This window comes from Vibrio quintilis, assembly GCF_024529975.1.
GTDB lineage: Bacteria > Pseudomonadota > Gammaproteobacteria > Enterobacterales > Vibrionaceae > Vibrio > Vibrio quintilis.
Genome location: NZ_AP024897.1, coordinates 77579 through 93205, shown reverse-complemented (window position 1 = coordinate 93205; position 15627 = coordinate 77579). Strand labels below are relative to the sequence as shown.

Below are 15627 nucleotides of genomic sequence, written 5' to 3'. Positions count from 1 at the left end.
ACCATACCAGAGTCAGTGAATCAGTTGCTCAGGTTTACCGATGAACTGAAAGAATCACAACGCTGCATCTTCAGGTAACTTGGGTATATAATCAGCATTTCCTGACGCAGAACCAGAGAATCAATTTTGCTTAGTTATCGCCACAGTTTTCATGCCGGCAACCATGCCGATGTCCTCAAACATATCGTTCAGAGTCTGATTCTGGATGCTTTAAAACAGAAAGAGAAACCATTCGTCTATCATGACACCCATTCCGGTGCCGGACGTTACGATCTGAATCACGAATGGTCGGAGAAAACCGGAGAATATAAGCTGGGAATCGGCCGGATCTGGCAACAGCCGGATTTACCCTCTGAGCTAAACGCCTATCTGGATAGTATTTCCCAACTGAATCAGGGTAACGCACTGCGCTATTATCCTGGCTCTCCACGCGTTGGCCGGGCACTGATTCGCCCTCAGGATCGCATGGTTTTGACCGAGCTTCATCCCAGCGATTACCCACTGCTGGAACAGGAATTTCACCGGGATCGTCAGGTCAGAATATTTAAAGAAGATGGCTTTAGTCGCCTGAAAGCCAGCCTGCCGCCAAAAGAACGCCGGGGCCTGGTTTTAATCGATCCGCCCTACGAGCTGGCGAGTGAATACCGGGATGTCGTCAAAGCGATTGCTGCAGCGCATAAACGTTGGGCAACCGGCATTTATGCGATCTGGTATCCGGTGGTTTACCGTGAAAATATCGACGATATGCTGGCCGGGCTGGACAACTTAGACATCCGGAAAGTTTTACAAATAGAGCTGGGCGTCTCACCTGACTCAACGGAAAGAGGGATGACCGCATCCGGGATGATCGTCATCAACCCACCCTGGAAACTGGAACATCAGATGGAAGACCTGCTACCGTTTCTGAAAGAAAAAATCGCACCAGCAACAGGCCATTTTACCCTGAAGTGGGTTGTTCCGGAGTAAAACGGACCAATATTAAATTAAAGAAGACAATCTGCACCCTATTGGGAACTTCAGTCACAAGCAGATAAACTAATAATAATTAACCCGAATTATCGAATTAACCGAAACAGAATAATCTGGCCTCATAGCCACGGAATCAAACGGAGAAAGTCATGGCAACACATTTTGATTATATTTGCATTGGTGGCGGAAGCGGTGGTATCGCTTCTGCGAACAGAGCAGCAAGATACGGCGCAAAAGTTGCGCTGATCGAAGCAAAAGATTTAGGCGGTACCTGTGTCAACGTTGGTTGTGTCCCGAAAAAAGTGATGTGGCACGGCGCGCAGGTTGCGGAAGCCATCAAGCTCTATGCGAAAGATTATGGCTTTGATGCGACACTGAACAACTTCAACTGGTCTACACTGGTTGAAAGCCGTCAGGCTTATATCGGCCGCATTCATCAGTCTTACGATCGGGTTTTAGGTAACAATAAGGTTGAAGTCATTCGCGGTTTTGCCAGATTTGTCGATGCAAAAACAGTCGAAGTCAATGGTGAGCATTACACTGCCGATCATATTTTGATTGCAGTGGGTGGCCGCCCAAGCATTCCGGATGTACCTGGCGCAGAATATGGGATTGATTCCAACGGTTTCTTCGAATTACAGGCACAGCCAAAGCGGGTTGCTGTCATCGGAGCTGGCTATATTGCCGTTGAAATTGCTGGCGTACTACATGCACTGGGCAGTGAAACACATCTGTTCTGCCGGAAACAGTCTCCTATCCGCAGCTTCGATCCGATGGTAATTGAGACTCTGGTCGAAGTGATGAAAGAAGAAGGTCCGACACTGCACACCAACTCCGTACCAAAAGAAATTATCAAGGAAGCAGACGGTAGCCTGACTCTGCACCTGGAAAACGGCAACAGCCAGAATGTGGATACTTTAATCTGGGCCATTGGTCGTCATCCGGCAACAGATGCGATTAATCTGGCAGCAACCGGTGTTGAAACCAATGATCGTGGCTACATCAAAGTGGATGAATTCCAGCAAACTAATGTACCGGGTATCTACTGTGTGGGCGATATTATGGAAGGTGGCATTGAACTGACACCGGTTGCGGTCAAAGCTGGCCGTCAGTTGTCTGAGCGCCTGTTCAACAACAAACCTGATGCCAAAATGGATTACAACCTGGTGCCAACCGTGGTCTTCAGCCACCCGCCAATTGGTACGATTGGTCTGACAGAACCGGAAGCCATTGAACAATACGGTGAAGACAATGTGAAAGTCTACAGCTCCTCTTTCACTGCGATGTACACCGCGGTGACAGCCCACCGCCAACCATGCCGGATGAAACTGGTTTGTGCCGGAGCGGATGAAAAAGTTGTCGGTCTGCACGGTATTGGTTTCACCGTCGATGAAATGATTCAGGGTTTTGCTGTCGCCATGAAGATGGGCGCGACCAAAGCAGACTTTGATGCCGTCGTTGCGATTCACCCAACCGGATCCGAAGAATTTGTAACTATGTAAATGAAAGAGATGTCCTGATAGCATCTCACTGGGTGAAAATATAAAACCCGCCGTTAACCGGCGGGTTTCTGATCAAACAGAGCAGGAATCAGATAGTTTTAGTCAATCAGTGGATACACACCATTCCCGTCATGCACTTCTGCCCCCGTAACCGGCGGATTAAACACGCAAGCCATGACCATATCTGAATCTTCAGCAGCCCGCAGATAATGTTCATCATGCTGATCAAGTAAATACATGGTACCAGGCTGAATCGGATACGTTTTACCGTTTACCACTTCGATCTCACCTTCGCCAGACATGCAATACACGGATTCCAGATGATTCTGGTAATGAATGTGTGTCTCTGTTCCTTTGTAAATGGTTGTAATATGGAATGAAAAGCCAACCTTATCCTCTTTCAGAATCATCCGGACACTTTCCCAGTTCTCTGCCACGACCCGGCGCTCGCTGTTCTGACATTCAGCTAATGTTCTGACAATCATGATTCTTTTTCCTTACGATGCTTTTTTGGTTATTTTTGCAGACACACCAGCGACAACACCGGCAAAGATATCCAGCCCCTGAGCTAACTCATCTTCCGTAATCGTCAACGGACAGAAAAATTTCACCACTTCATCATCCGGGCCCGCTGTCTCGATAATCATGCCACCTTTAAAACAGCCGTCTGAAATTGCTGATGCAATTTCTCCGTTTTTACAGGCAATCCCCTGCATCAAACCGCGCCCTTTCACCTGAATAAACAGATTCGGATAAAGAACAAGTATCTGATTTAACATATGACTCACTTGCTCTGACCGGCGATGGATATGCTGCTCGAATGTATTGTCAGCCCAGTAAGTCTCCAACGCTTTGGTGGCGGTAATAAAGGCATGGTTATTCCCGCGGAACGTGCCGTTATGCTCACCCGGAAGCCACTGATCTAATTCAGGCTTCAACAAGACAATTGCCATTGGCAATCCATATCCGCCAATCGATTTAGATAATGTCACCAGATCAGGCTCAATTCCGGCTGGCTCAAAACTGAAGAAAGTACCTGTTCTGCCGCACCCGGCCTGAATATCATCAACAATCATCAGAACACCGTGTGCAGTACAAATCTTACGTAATCGTTGCAGCCACTCATTTGAGGCAGCATTTAATCCGCCTTCACCCTGAACAACTTCTAACAATACAGCTGCCGGTTTATCCATACCACTTGAGCTATCATTCAGCATCGTTTCAAACAGAGTCAGACTGTCAACACCTGCATAGTTTTCATAAGGCATTCGGGTAATTCCCGATAAATCCATCCCTGCTCCACCACGGTGATGCTGATTCCCTGTCGCAGCTAAAGCACCGGCGCTACAGCCATGAAAGCCATTGGTAAACGCGATGATATTCGTTCTGCCGGTCACCTTTCTTGCCAGCTTCATCGCCGCTTCCACGGCATTGGTTCCCGTTGGCCCGGTAAACTGAACTTTATAATTCAAAGCCCGGGGATCGAGAATATATTTGGAAAGAGCAGATAAGAAATCAGCTTTTGCCTGTGAATACAGATCCAACCCATGAGTCAGACCATCCCGTTCGATATAGGCCAGTAACGCTTGTTTAAACACATCGTTATTGTGCCCGTAATTCAGGGCGCCAGCCCCGGAAAGAAAATCGAGATATTTATTACCATCATCCGTTTTCAGCCAGCTCCCTTTTGCAGAAGCAAAAACTACCGGGAAGTGATTGGAATACGAGCGAACCTTTGATTCTTTTTGATGGAAGATATCCATGTCTTAATCCTTTATATCTTCGTTATTTTTCAGGTGAGTTTTATCAGATGAAATATTCAGGGGGATACGATACAGAAACTCTGTATCGTGCTTGCCTTTAAAATGTCTGTCTTCATCCAGGAAAGTCGAAATGTTTCCCTGGAAGCCATGTGATTTATCCAGTTTTTTAAATAAACCCCACGAGCTTTGGTTATCTTCGGTAATCGTTGTTTCCACAACAGAAACCTGCCGGAGAGACTGACGTTTCAGCAGAGCTTGCAGCATCCGGAATGCCAGCCCCTGACCACGAAATCGTGGTGCTACGGCAACCTGCCAGATAAATAATTCATTGGGAGATTCAGGTTTCCGGTAACCGGAAATAAATCCGGCAACAGATTGATCGTTTTCAGCAAGAATGCAGGTACTGTTGAAGTGGGAGGATTGAAGGAAATTACAATAAGAAGAATTGACATCCAGAGGCGGACAAGCCGCAATCAACTGGTGAATCTCATCACCATCATCCAGGCAGGGAGAACGAAAAGTCCACGGTTCATCCTCTTCATCCTGAATTTCCGCATGTGAAACCCAAGGTGTTGCAGCTACGATTGATTGTCGCATAATGTTTAGAACTCTAATCAATTAACACCTTATTAAGCATACACAACGACAAGGTTAGATCAAGTTCAGATCAAAATAATCACAAAATGGTAAGAAAAACGACGGAAAACAAACAGAACCATGAGATTATCATTAGACATGTAAAATTTAGAGCAGTAAGCATTTAACGTTAGTCGCTATCTGAAGAATGATCAAATATTCTGATTGAAAATTGTGTGACAAAACTAAAAGACCAAAAAAGCCCTTCATGATGAAGGGCTGTTCAGAGAGCAACAATAAGCGTTTCAATCTGGTCTTAAATAATTGTCAGACGAACATCAATATTACCGCGGGTTGCATTTGAATAAGGGCAGACTGCATGTGCTTTATTCACTAATTCTTCAGCCAGCGATTTTTCCATCCCCGGAATGCTGACCCGTAACTCAACTTCAATACCGAAGCCCTGAGGTATCGGACCGATGCCGACCAGCCCTTCAATTGCTGTTGTTTCAGGAATCGCGATTTTCTGCTGAGAAGCAACCAGCTTCAACGCACCAGTAAAACACGCAGCATAACCCGCAGCAAACAACTGTTCAGGGTTGGTTCCTTCACCACCAGCACCACCCAGAGCCTTGGGCGTGGTTAATTTTAAATCAATCATTTTATCATCAGCAGTTGCCCGGCCATCACGACCACCAGAGACTGATGCTTGAGCGGTATAAAGAACTTTTTCTAAAGACATAATTGACTCCACATATTTCCAAGTTAAATTGTTAGTTATTAAGTAGCGCACTATACAAAAGACAAAAAACTGCTCATACAACGACATTTATAGCCGGTCTAAGATATTTTTCCGCAACATTTCAAGGTTCGACTTCATTTCCAGCAATGTGTCCATGTCACATGCAGTCGAACACATCACCTGTTCAGGAATCAATGTGGCTTGCGCTTTGAGCGATTTTGCTTTATCCGTCAGATAAATAAAGACATGACGCTCATCCTGTTCCGAACGCTGACGAATCACCAGTTCCGCAGATGCCATACGCTTCAGCAAAGGTGTTAACGTCGCTGAGTCCAGAAACAGCTGCTCCCCGATAGAAGAGACCGATAAACCATCCCGTTGCCATAATGTCAGCAACACCAGATACTGAGAGTAAGTTAGCCCTAATGGCTTAAGCACCTTGCGATAAAGCTTATTCATTGCAAGAGAAGCAGAATACAAAGCAAAACAGACTTGCTTATCCAGATCCAACCACGTTGTTTTCTCTGATGTATCCACACAAACCTCCCGTATCCTGTTTTCTGATCTTAGTGTTCTGTTGTTAAAGCGAATCATACAATCAAATAGTGCACTATTCAATAGCAAATTACTTAAAACAGAATAACTCTGCGCTCTGTCAGTACCAGAGAAAACCATCTGAAAAAGCGGCGTGGCAGACAAACATGATGCTGACAGCCAGAATCATGCCTGGCTCATTTCAAAACCAGACATAGATAACAAAGAGATCGACGAAAAAAGTGACTGGAACGAAGAGGATCAGCGATCGACACACAGCACATTCAGTAATGAGGTCCCTTTTAGCTGAGTAACTTTACCGCTGGCAAATAGTCCTTTTTTATCCCGTCCCCAGTAGGGCAGATAAACCGGCCATTTGTCTTTCTCCATAACTTTTGACATCCGCAACCGTTGCCATTGCTGCTCTGAGGCTAGTTTCATGCCAATTTTTTGACATGTTCCCAGTGCATCGTCATAACTTAGTCGGTTCCATGGCTTATTGTATTCCATATAAAACTGAGCATCTTTTTTAGTCCCGACAAAAGGAACCGCATAGTTGACCTTCGCGATTCGTGTACGTTTACGCACCTCAGGCTGACCTGAGCTTGTTTTATAAGAGGAAGCAACGGGTTGCGAGGCAACAACCGGTGCTGTCGGGCGGGCAGGAGGACGCTTAACCGGTGGCTTTTTTACCGGAGCAGCCTTCGGCTTGGGTTTAGCTTTAGGCTTCGCCGGAGTGCCTGATTTACTTCCTTTCTTCACCACTTCCCGGATAAAAGATTGTTTGTATGATGGAATGGTCCGGACTTTTTTCAGGTCCTGACGCGCATCAACAATGCTTTCATAGGGCCCGACCAAACAGCGGTAACCTTTAGCTTCAGGCTTCATCCATACATCTGAGGAGATTCTCTTATACAAGACTTTAGCCTGACCAAGTGGCATAGGATGAGCGTAGATACCACACTGAATCCAGAAAATTGAATCACGCCCCTTCGGTTGTGATTTCCCCCATAATCCCTGACCAATTGGGCAAGACTTATCCAGCAAAGGGAGTTTCTGCGTTGATTCCTGAGTTGCATCACACAGGAATTCATCTTGCGCCAGAGCCATCTGGGTCCACGATAGTAAACCGCACAGAACAAAGCTCCCTAAAATACTTTTGGTGATTGTACTCATCACTTTCACAACAAAGTCCTTTGTAAATATATTGAGCAGACAAATAATTCACGACATATTTTCAAATTCAATGCAAAAAAAGAGCCGCATTTATAATGATACGACTCAGTTTATGGAATTTTTTATCGAAAAATCAATTGTATTTGTTCATTTATATCAAATATTAGGCTTAAAAGTTTACTGGTGCCAATACAAAAACTGAACTGTGTGCATTTAGACACAAAAATTCAAAGCAGCAGAAAGGCTGCTCTTCATCCACAGCGCTTTTATTGAGACAAATCAGATGCACTACCAAATTGCGCCATCCTGACTTTTTGTTTTACCGGATATAAAAAAGCCCCAGCAAGTGCTGAGGCTTCAAAAATGGTCGGTGAAGAGGGATTCGAACCCCCGACCCTCTGGTCCCAAACCAGATGCGCTACCAAACTGCGCTATTCACCGAGTTTTAATGTTTGGAGGAATCCATTTAATCAAATAAATGGGGTGGCTAACGAGACTCGAACTCGCGACAACCGGAATCACAATCCGGGGCTCTACCAACTGAGCTATAGCCACCATAAAAAGAAAAATGGTCGGTGAAGAGGGATTCGAACCCCCGACCCTCTGGTCCCAAACCAGATGCGCTACCAAACTGCGCTATTCACCGATCTAAAATGCACTATTTATCAATTCTTATCAATTTGATAAATGGGGTGGCTAACGAGACTCGAACTCGCGACAACCGGAATCACAATCCGGGGCTCTACCAACTGAGCTATAGCCACCATTATTTTTCTTTTTGCCGATATTTCCTCCGAGGAATGGCGCGCCCGAAAGGATTCGAACCTTCGACCTTTGGCTCCGGAGGCCAACGCTCTATCCAGCTGAGCTACGGGCGCTTCTATGCCCTATCGGCGGTGTGGAATGATACGGGTATCAATGTTTGCCGTCTAGTATTTTTTTCAACTTTTTTTGTTATTTGGTGCCTTTTTCATCAGAAAAAGGCGAATTTAACCTAAATGGCGAAATTTCTTAATGACCGGGTATGTTTTCAGATGGATGGAAACGGCTCAATCTTTCTTAAACATCGCACGAAGGTTCGCAATATGCGCCTGCCCTTTCTGTTTGGTTTCTTCCTGAGAGAGTGCTTTTTTACGGATTTCCCATGTCACATCATCATATGGCAGTTCGTCCAGAAAACGGCTGTGCTCAGGCTTAATTAACTCACCAAACTGCCGGCGCTCCTTACAAACGATAAAAGTCAGCTCCCGCTGTGCCCGGGTAATTCCGACATACATTAAACGCCGTTCTTCTTCAATATTATCTTCATCAATGCTGGTTTGATGGGGCAAAAGCCCTTCTTCAGAACCCACCAGGTAAACATAAGGAAACTCAAGTCCTTTGGAAGCATGCAATGTCATTAACTGAACCGCATCACTGTCATCAGCATCTTCTCCTCTCTCCATCATGTCACGCAATGTTAAACGCTGCACAACTTCCTTCAGCGATTTCACTTCCTGATCCGGGTTATCTCCTTCAAGATCAGCAACAATCCATGCATAGAGATCAGAAATATTCTTCATTCTCATTTCAGCAGCTTTCGGGCTGGAAGATGTCTCATATAACCAGTCTTCGTAATGCGTATCCCTGACCAGAGCCCGTACAACATCAACAGTGTTGCCTCTCTCCGCCTGATCCGACAAAGATACAATCCATTGAGTAAATCGTCTCAAACTCTCCAGACCTTTACCGGACAGCGTCTGCTCCAGACCTAATTCAAAACTGGCTTCAAATAAGCTTTTTCCCCGCATGTTGGCATAAGTACCCAGCTTCTCCAGGGTCACCGGACCTATCTCTCTGCGGGGGGTATTCACGATGCGCAGAAATGCATTATCATCATCCGGATTCACCAAAACCCGTAAATAAGCCATGATGTCTTTAATTTCTGCACGGGCGAAAAAGGATGTGCCGCCTGATAACTTATAAGGAATTCGGTTCTGCATCAGACATTTTTCAATCAGACGGGACTGATGGTTTCCCCGATATAAAATCGCATACCCCCGATAATCAGTATGATTGATAAATTTGTGGGCGATAATTTCCCCAACGACCCGTTCCGCTTCATGATCTTCATTGTTTGCCAAAATCACCTTCAGCATTTCACCATCAGGTAAAGCAGAGAACAGAGATTTCTCATAAACGTGGGGATTGTTGGCAATCAGAATATTGGCTGCCCTTAAAATCCGGTTTGTCGAACGGTAATTCTGTTCCAGCTTGATCAACCTGAGCTGAGGATAATCCTGCCCAAGTAACACCAGATTTTGTGGTTTCGCTCCCCGCCAGGAATAAATAGACTGATCATCATCTCCAACCACAGTAAAGCGGCCTCTTTCCCCGACAATTAATTTCACCAGTTCGTACTGACTGGTGTTTGTATCCTGATACTCATCCACCAGCAGATAACGAATCCGGGACTGCCACCGTTGCCGCACTTCTTCATCCTTACGGAATAGCAGTACCGGCATTAAGATTAAGTCATCAAAATCCAGCGCATTGTAGGCTTTCATTTGTACCTGATACATTTCATAGCAAAAAGCAAAGAGCTGCTGTTGCTCACCTTTTGCCATTGCTTTCGCCTTTTCAGGAGAAAGCATGTCATTCTTCCAGTTCGAGATAGCAGACAACAACTGACGCAACAAATCTTTATCGCCATCAAGTTGTTTTTCTGTCAGCTCTTTCAGCAGTGCCAGCTGATCCTGATCATCAAACAGAGAAAAACCAGCTTTCAGCCCCAGAGATTTATATTCACGGCGAATGATATTCAACCCCAAAGTATGAAACGTAGAAACCATCAACCCACGCGATTCACCTTTACCCAATGTCTGGGCAACCCGTTCTTTCATTTCCCGGGCTGCTTTATTGGTAAAAGTAACCGCAGCAATGTGCCTGGCTTTATAACCGCAGCTCTGTACGAGATAAGCGATTTTATTGGTAATCACTCTGGTTTTTCCCGATCCTGCACCTGCAAGGACCAGACAGGGTCCGGATATATACTTGACTGCTTCATCTTGACTGGAATTGAGTTTCATTTTGCCTGTTGCCATCTCTTTATTCTGCGATGGTAATAATAATGTGCAACGCCGTGGAATACTATGCTCAAAGCCTGATTGAAAATAATTCAACTTTTACTGTACAAGTGTATTGCATAGAAGGTAACTTACAGCTCAGTTATAAAATACACTTATTAATTGATTGCCAGAATATACATCTGGTAACAGTGTCTTAGTTTGATTAATCTGTATGACTAATCAAACGTAGTGTAGCCATCTTCTATATTTAAGAATTTCTCAAACTTAGGACTGACTCAAATGAAAAAGTGGACAGCAGTGATGTTACTGATCGCAATCCTATTGTTCGGTAGCGTGATCGGCTTTAATTGGTTTAAACAAAAAATGATTGCAAAGTATATGGCGAACATACCTGAGCCATCTTATCCGGTTACAGTCACAGATATTTCTTTGCAAGACTGGACACCAACGATTGAAGCTATCGGTTTCATTGAACCTTCTCAGGGTGTCACATTAACAACTGAAGCAAGCGGTGTCATTGACAGCATTAAGTTTGAATCAGGGGAAAAAGCGGAGAAGGGGCAGGTACTCCTCACGCTCGATTCAACAGTTGAACAGGCAACACTAAAAAGCTCACAGGCACGACTGCCTGCGGCAAAAGCCAAGTTCGAACGGTATAAAGGTCTGTTTAAACGGGGATCTCTGTCGCAGGAAGCTTATGATGAGGCACAAGCCGCGTACCTTTCACTGTCCGCTGATATTGAGAGCCTGAAAGCGACGATTGCACGCCGGGAGATTAAAGCACCATTTGCCGGCCAGGTTGGTATCCGGAATGTTTACCTCGGGCAATATATGCAACCAGGAACAAGCATTGTGCGGTTAGAAGATACCAGTGTGATGCGCCTGCACTTCACCATTCCTCAAACAGAAATATCCCGCATTTCAAAAGGTCAGACCGTAGAAATTAGTGTTGATGCATATCCGGATCATGCATTTAAGGGAGAAATCACAGCAATTGAGCCAGCAGTCAGCGTGAAAAGCGGTCTGGTTCAGATTGAAGCGAATATCCCGAACAGTGACGGCAAACTCCGCAGCGGTATGTTTGCTCATGCTCAGATTCTGCTCCCTACTATTTCTGATCAAGTCATTGTTCCACAGACAGCAATCACTTTTACATTGTACGGTGATAGTGTGTACATCGTCAGCGGAGAAGGTGAAGAAAAGCGGGTGAAGCAGCGTGTAGTTAAGGTTGGAGAACGCCGCGGATATATTGCACACGTACTGACAGGACTGAAGAACGGAGAAGAAATTGTCACATCCGGGCAGGTGCGACTCAGTAACGGTGTGAAAGTTCATGTGGTTGAAAGTGATGCCACTGAGCCTCGTGCCGAAACACCGATGTTGTAAGCGGAGGAAACATGCGCTTTACAGATATTTTTATTAAACGCCCTGTTCTGGCCATTTCAATCAGTTTCCTGATTGCACTGCTTGGACTGCAGGCCGTTTTTAAACTTCAGGTCAGGGAATACCCTGAAATGACCAACACTGAAGTTACGGTGACAACCAGCTATTATGGCGCCAGTGCGGATCTGATTCAGGGTTTTATTACACAACCTCTTGAGCAGGCGATTGCTCAGGCTGATAACATTGATTATATGACGTCGGAATCAGTTTTGGGCAGCTCATCAATTACAGTGAAGATGAAGCTGAATACCGATCCGAATGCCGCATTATCAGATATTCTGGCCAAAACCAACTCAGTTCGTTCACAGTTACCGAAAGAAGCGGACGACCCAACTGTTGCGATGTCAACCGGATCGACCACAGCGGTTATGTACATCGGCTTTTCAAGTGAAGAGTTGAGTTCAAGCCAGATTACGGATTACCTGAAACGGGTTGTTACACCTCAGCTTTTTTCTGTGCAGGGGGTGTCTAAAGTCGATTTATATGGCGGTATTCCGTACGCCCTGCGAATCTGGCTCGACCCTTATAAAATGGCAGCACTGAAACTGACAGCGACAGATGTATTGACAGTACTCAGTGCAAACAACTATCAGTCGGCCACGGGTCAGGCAACCGGTGAGTATGTGATATTCAATGGAGATGCGGACACTCAGGTCTCGACTGTCGAAGATCTGGAACATCTGGTTGTCCGTTCTGATGACGGACAGATTGTTCGTTTGGGAGATATTGCCAAAGTCACACTGGCAAAAAGCCATGATACCTACCGTGCAACAGCAAATGGTCAGGACACAGTTGTTGCAGCAATTAATGCCGCGCCAAGTGCCAACCCAATTGATATTGCAGCAAGTGTCCGGGATGTTCTTCCTCTCCTGCAGCGAAATCTGCCGGGTAATATTGAGATGAAACTCCTTTATGACTCAACCATTGCAATTAATGAGTCGATCCATGAGGTAATTAAAACACTGGGTGAGGCGGCGCTAATCGTTTTGATTGTGATTACGCTGTTCCTGGGCTCTTTCCGGGCGGTCTTAATTCCGATTGTGACCATTCCTTTATCACTCATCGGGGTTGCTCTGGTCATGCAGATGTTCGGGTTCTCCTGGAATCTGATGACACTACTGGCAATGGTACTCGCCATCGGGCTGGTTGTTGATGACGCAATTGTCGTACTCGAAAACGTTGACCGTCACGTCAAGCTCGGAGAAACGCCTTTCAGAGCTGCAATTATCGGAACCAGAGAAATAGCAATGCCGGTAGTCGCAATGACATTGACATTAGCTGCAGTATACGCACCTATTGCAATGACCAGTGGTATTACCGGCTCTCTGTTTAAAGAGTTTGCTCTATCACTGGCTGGTTCCGTCTTTGTTTCAGGTATTATCGCCCTGACATTGTCACCCATGATGTGTTCTAAGATGTTGAAAGACCATGAAGAACCTTCGCGCTTTGAACAAAAAGTCCATGACGTTCTCGATAGAATGACCGATCGTTATATGAGAATGCTTGGTGCGGTCATGAAACGTCGCCCGGTGATCATTGGCTTTGCGCTCATTGTTTTTGGTACGCTGCCTGTTCTGTTTATGTATATTCCTTCAGAACTTGCACCATCTGAAGATAAAGGCGTGGTGATGATGATTGCCAATGGTCAGGCAAACGCAAACCTCGACTACATGGAAAATACCATGACGGAAGTCAGTGACATTCTGAATAAACAGGATGAAATCCAGCTTTCAATGGCATTTACCGGTATTCCGAAGTCCAATCAGGCATTTGGTATTGCGGTTATGAAACCATGGAGTCAGCGTGAAGCAAGTCAGGCTGACGTCATGAAACGTGTCCAATCGCTGGTACAAGATATTCCGGCCATGTCAATCACTGCATTCCAGATGCCGGAACTTCCGGGTGCCGGATCTGGTTTACCCATTCAAATGGTGATCACAACGCCAAACAGTTTTGAAAACCTGTTCTCTCTGGCAGGTGATATACTGGCAAAAGTGCAGAAAAGCCCTTTGTTTGTTTATTCGACACTGGATCTGAACTTTGACTCTGCCACGATGAAAATTAGTATCGATAAAGATAAAGCGGGTTCTTACGGAGTCACCATGCAAGATATCGGGCTGACACTGGGAACCATGATGGCAGATGGTTACGTGAACCGGATTGACCTTGGCGGCCGTTCATATGAAGTCATCCCACAGGTTGAGCGCAAATACCGGCTGAATCCTGAATCGATGAAAAATTACTTCGTCCGGGCTGCTGACGGAAATATGGTGCCTCTGGGTAGCCTGATTCATATCGATATTGTTGCAGAACCTAAGTCACTACCTCACTTCAACCAGTTAAACTCAGCAACTATCGGTGCAGTTCCATCACCGGGCGCAGCAATTGGCGATGCCATCAAATGGCTGGACAATATGGCTCAGGAAACACTGCCTGTCGGGTATAACCATGATTATCTCGGGGAGTCCCGCCAGTATGTCACAGAAGGAAGTGCATTATATACGACTTTCCTGCTGGCACTCGCTATCATATTCCTGGTGCTGGCCATTCAGTTTGAGTCGCTCAGAGATCCGATCGTCATCATGATTTCTGTACCGCTGGCAATTAGTGGTGCTCTGATTGCACTGGCCTGGGGAGCTGCTTCAATGAATATCTACTCGCAAGTCGGGCTGATTACATTGATAGGCTTGATTACCAAACACGGTATCCTGATTTGTGAAGTTGCCAAAGAGGCACAGCTGAAACACAACAAAAACCGTGTTGATGCTGTGATGGAAGCCACCAAGACCCGTTTGCGGCCAATTCTGATGACCACAGCGGCTATGATTGCCGGTCTGATTCCATTAATGTACGCAACCGGCGCAGGAGCCCAGCAGCGTTTTAGTATCGGTATCGTGATTGTTGCTGGTCTGTCACTGGGAACCTTGTTTACACTGTTTGTGCTGCCTGTGATTTATACATATCTGGCTGAGAAACATAAGCCTCTGCCTGTATTCGTTGAAGATGAAACACATCAGTGAAAACATGCAGTGAAGAGTGTTTTTAGCTTACTCTTCCACGATAAAAACAGATGGGTGGAATACACCCATCTGTTTTTTTATGCTGCTGATTCAAATGACGCATGTCATACGCAATAAAACCATATAAATCATTGTGCATTCTATTGAATCAGCTTAAAATAAAATACAGTGTTTTATTTCAAGTAAAAGAATCTGCATTTCTGGCATTGAAGCGATGAAAAATAACTACTTACCCGTGATTAACGCACAAATTCAGTGTATTAATGAGCTGGCATCCGGGACAAAACAGGAAAGACTGTCTCTGGTGTACAACAAAAGTAATTACTGTATTGAAAAAGCATGTCAGCCACCTGACGCCAGGCACTCAACGATCCTGTTTCAGGGAAAAGGCCGGGCCTGTCATCTGTTTCTGAATGGTTACCTGGCTTCATTTCAGTCAAAGTAACACCTCATCCCCGAACATACGATCCATATGGTTTTTTCCATGTAAGTAACGACATTTACCAGTGAATTACATAAAATGTTTGTATACACGAAATCAGGAGTATAAGTCCGTATGTTCGATCCAAAAAAATTAGAACAGATAGCCAAACAAATTCATGACTCGATGCCGCAACCCGTCAAAGAATTAGGTGCAGATGTAGAACAAAAAGTTCGTCAGGTTATTCAGGGGCAGCTGAATAAACTGGATGTGGTCAGCCGGGAAGAGTTTGACGTACAAACCCAGGTCTTGATGCGTACCAGAGAAAAACTCACGCAGCTTGAAGCCAAAGTGGCAGAAATGGAGAAAAAACTCACCGACTCTGATTCTGAAACCGCATAAAAAAGGGCCTG

General features: G+C 45.3%; 13 protein-coding genes and 5 tRNA genes. 6 read left to right on the top strand and 12 right to left on the bottom strand.

The features are described from left to right. Positions 1–126: 126 nt before the first annotated feature. Positions 127–966, top strand: coding sequence for a 23S rRNA (adenine(2030)-N(6))-methyltransferase RlmJ (locus tag OC443_RS00510; protein WP_073580535.1), 840 nt, complete (start codon positions 127–129; stop codon positions 964–966). Between the two features lie 152 nt (positions 967–1118). After that, positions 1119–2471, top strand: coding sequence for a glutathione-disulfide reductase (gorA, locus tag OC443_RS00505; RefSeq protein ID WP_073580533.1), 1353 nt, complete (start codon positions 1119–1121; stop codon positions 2469–2471). Positions 2472–2569: 98 nt separating this feature from the next. Here the strand turns inward: gorA and OC443_RS00500 are convergent, their stop codons facing one another. The 12 genes from OC443_RS00500 to rep all read right to left on the bottom strand — a co-directional run bounded on the left by OC443_RS00500 (position 2570) and on the right by rep (position 10330). Next, positions 2570–2956 (bottom strand): ectoine synthase, encoded by a 387-nt coding sequence (locus tag OC443_RS00500; protein WP_073580531.1) that lies wholly within the window; start codon positions 2954–2956, stop codon positions 2570–2572. 12 nt (positions 2957–2968) lie between these two features. Then, positions 2969–4234: a diaminobutyrate--2-oxoglutarate transaminase gene (gene ectB / locus OC443_RS00495; RefSeq protein WP_073580529.1), complete on the bottom strand. Its 1266-nt coding sequence runs from the start codon at positions 4232–4234 to the stop codon at positions 2969–2971. Positions 4235–4237: 3 nt separating this feature from the next. After that, positions 4238–4831: a diaminobutyrate acetyltransferase gene (ectA, locus tag OC443_RS00490; RefSeq protein ID WP_073580527.1), complete on the bottom strand. Its 594-nt coding sequence runs from the start codon at positions 4829–4831 to the stop codon at positions 4238–4240. Between the two features lie 295 nt (positions 4832–5126). Next, entirely contained in the window at positions 5127–5552 is a 426-nt protein-coding gene (locus tag OC443_RS00485) for an organic hydroperoxide resistance protein (protein WP_073580525.1), read from the bottom strand. A gap of 87 nt (positions 5553–5639) precedes the next feature. Continuing rightward, entirely contained in the window at positions 5640–6089 is a 450-nt protein-coding gene (locus OC443_RS00480) for a MarR family winged helix-turn-helix transcriptional regulator (protein ID WP_234976337.1), read from the bottom strand. 258 nt (positions 6090–6347) lie between these two features. Further along, entirely contained in the window at positions 6348–7262 is a 915-nt protein-coding gene (locus OC443_RS00475; protein ID WP_073580731.1) for an SPOR domain-containing protein, read from the bottom strand. A gap of 364 nt (positions 7263–7626) precedes the next feature. Beyond that, positions 7627–7703, bottom strand: a tRNA-Pro gene (locus OC443_RS00470). Positions 7704–7741: 38 nt separating this feature from the next. Beyond that, a tRNA-His gene (locus tag OC443_RS00465) sits at positions 7742–7817 on the bottom strand. 14 nt (positions 7818–7831) lie between these two features. After that, positions 7832–7908 (bottom strand) — tRNA-Pro (locus OC443_RS00460). A gap of 42 nt (positions 7909–7950) precedes the next feature. Beyond that, positions 7951–8026 (bottom strand) — tRNA-His (locus tag OC443_RS00455). Between the two features lie 37 nt (positions 8027–8063). After that, positions 8064–8140 (bottom strand) — tRNA-Arg (locus OC443_RS00450). A gap of 171 nt (positions 8141–8311) precedes the next feature. Then, complete coding sequence (rep, locus tag OC443_RS00445; protein WP_073580729.1) at positions 8312–10330, bottom strand: DNA helicase Rep; 2019 nt, start codon at positions 10328–10330, stop codon at positions 8312–8314. Between the two features lie 279 nt (positions 10331–10609). On the opposite strand from rep, the gene OC443_RS00440 reads away from it, so the two are divergent. The 4 genes from OC443_RS00440 (at position 10610) to ubiK (ending at position 15616) form a co-directional block, all read left to right on the top strand. Further along, entirely contained in the window at positions 10610–11716 is a 1107-nt protein-coding gene (locus tag OC443_RS00440; RefSeq protein WP_073580523.1) for an efflux RND transporter periplasmic adaptor subunit, read from the top strand. Between the two features lie 11 nt (positions 11717–11727). Continuing rightward, the gene (locus OC443_RS00435) at positions 11728–14793 is read left to right on the top strand and encodes a multidrug efflux RND transporter permease subunit (protein ID WP_073580521.1); all 3066 of its coding nucleotides are present in this window, start codon (positions 11728–11730) and stop codon (positions 14791–14793) included. A 214-nt stretch (positions 14794–15007) separates the two neighbouring features. Then, positions 15008–15238 carry a hypothetical protein gene (locus OC443_RS00430; protein WP_073580519.1) on the top strand — a complete coding sequence of 77 codons (231 nt, stop codon included), beginning with the start codon at positions 15008–15010 and terminating at the stop codon, positions 15236–15238. A gap of 111 nt (positions 15239–15349) precedes the next feature. Continuing rightward, positions 15350–15616, top strand: coding sequence for a ubiquinone biosynthesis accessory factor UbiK (ubiK, locus tag OC443_RS00425; protein ID WP_073580517.1), 267 nt, complete (start codon positions 15350–15352; stop codon positions 15614–15616). Positions 15617–15627: the final 11 nt, after the last annotated feature.

Bases quoted from the DNA above. Each gene is read 5' to 3' on its own strand.
- gorA (WP_073580533.1), top strand. From the start codon at position 1,119: ATGGCAACACATTTTGATTATATTTGCATTGGTGGCGGAAGCGGTGGT.
- OC443_RS00500 (WP_073580531.1), bottom strand. From the start codon at position 2,956: ATGATTGTCAGAACATTAGCTGAATGTCAGAACAGCGAGCGCCGGGTC.
- ectB (WP_073580529.1), bottom strand. From the start codon at position 4,234: ATGGATATCTTCCATCAAAAAGAATCAAAGGTTCGCTCGTATTCCAAT.
- ectA (WP_073580527.1), bottom strand. From the start codon at position 4,831: ATGCGACAATCAATCGTAGCTGCAACACCTTGGGTTTCACATGCGGAA.
- OC443_RS00485 (WP_073580525.1), bottom strand. From the start codon at position 5,552: ATGTCTTTAGAAAAAGTTCTTTATACCGCTCAAGCATCAGTCTCTGGT.
- OC443_RS00475 (WP_073580731.1), bottom strand. From the start codon at position 7,262: ATGAGTACAATCACCAAAAGTATTTTAGGGAGCTTTGTTCTGTGCGGT.
- rep (WP_073580729.1), bottom strand. From the start codon at position 10,330: ATGAAACTCAATTCCAGTCAAGATGAAGCAGTCAAGTATATATCCGGA.
- OC443_RS00440 (WP_073580523.1), top strand. From the start codon at position 10,610: ATGAAAAAGTGGACAGCAGTGATGTTACTGATCGCAATCCTATTGTTC.
- OC443_RS00435 (WP_073580521.1), top strand. From the start codon at position 11,728: ATGCGCTTTACAGATATTTTTATTAAACGCCCTGTTCTGGCCATTTCA.
- OC443_RS00430 (WP_073580519.1), top strand. From the start codon at position 15,008: ATGAAAAATAACTACTTACCCGTGATTAACGCACAAATTCAGTGTATT.
- ubiK (WP_073580517.1), top strand. From the start codon at position 15,350: ATGTTCGATCCAAAAAAATTAGAACAGATAGCCAAACAAATTCATGAC.